1 protein-coding gene and 1 pseudogene are annotated in these 1,344 nt (G+C 40.1%); both read right to left on the minus strand.

Features of this window, described 5'->3' with window-relative positions; translation table 11 throughout:
* Positions 1-1,025, minus strand: a 1,025-nt coding sequence (locus EAE89_RS22860; RefSeq protein WP_214086653.1) for a DUF6708 domain-containing protein, incomplete at its 3' end; no start/stop codon positions are given.
* A 2-nt stretch (positions 1,026-1,027) separates the two neighbouring features.
* Positions 1,028-1,344 (minus strand): annotated as a pseudogene (locus tag EAE89_RS22865) (hypothetical protein); the annotation flags it as partial.

Consider the following 1,344-nt stretch of genomic DNA (forward strand, 5'->3'; position numbering starts at 1 on the left):
AAACGGGTATATGCTGATAATTGGCGATCATATAATGCCTGACATTCTTCCCGCTTCTGATTCGCCAAAATATAACGCCATAGATGCACGGGATTATTCGCGGCACTGACATTAATCGGGTCATCAGAATCAACCTGACAAGCCTCTTCCACTTCTTGAGGCCATTGCGGTATTTTGCTGGTCTGCATAGCAATATAACGGGCAACACTGGTAATTAGAGCAACTGACAGTATCATAAATCCAAAAAGCCAGTCCAAACGAGAACCCATCCGCATCAGATACTGTAATCCAAAAATATAACTTTCTTTCTGTTTCTCAATAGGAGGGCATAAAGCGATAATATCCGCCTGTTCCGGTAAACACTCTTCCTCCATATAACAACGGATAAACTCCCAATAACCCGGCATCACTTCCAAGCTACCAGAAAGTCCCAGACTAAATGTCTCTAATACCGTTTCTTGATCGTCTGCCAGAATATGGCCGCTGATACTCCATTCCGGCCACTTACCACCTCCTATTGTTGGGGTAAAAAACACTTCTTTCCAGGGAACCGATAATACTGTGCCATCAAAACGGTAAACATGGATCATCTGGGTTTTGCGGTTAAATCGAATGGGATAGTGTGTCTTAGCAAACCACTCTTTTAAGATAAATTTGCCACTGAAATATAAAAAAAACACAGTTGCAGGGATCATAATCATGAACCCTATTAATGTATTTTCTTTAATTGCTCCATTCAAAATAGATAGATAGATCGTCTTTCCAGTAAAATATAAAGCCATTCCTAAGAAACAACAAAATACCGTTGCATTAAGAAAACTAACAAATCCCTTCTCTCTATAATACTTATCCACCGTTTCCATATAAGTAGAATTCATACGGATCACCGTATCGTGATCAACAATATACAGACCATATTTAGCGGTTATCTTAGTCGGTTTTCCCTGACAAAATTGATCATGCTTCTCTACCCAAGTCAAAGGACGATTCAATTTATAAGGGTTATACAAAATATTCCATTTCATAACTACGCCTCCGCCGAAGTTGAATGAGCCATTGCAATTTTCTCTTGCAAACGCGCATGTGCCGATGACTTACGATCATATAACACCTGACGTTCTTCCCGCGTCTGATTCGCCAAAATATAACGCCATAAATGCACAGGATTATTCGCTGCACTGGCATTAATCGGGTCATCAGGATCAACCTGACAAGCCTCTTCTACTTCCTGAGGCCATTGCGGTATTTTGCTAGTTTTCATACCAACATAGCGAGCGATACTGGTTAATAAGGTTATAGGTAATTGTATAATCTCAGATAACCATTCCAGACGAGAAGTTATTT

It is taken from the genome of Photorhabdus heterorhabditis, assembly GCF_018448905.1.
GTDB lineage: Bacteria > Pseudomonadota > Gammaproteobacteria > Enterobacterales > Enterobacteriaceae > Photorhabdus > Photorhabdus heterorhabditis.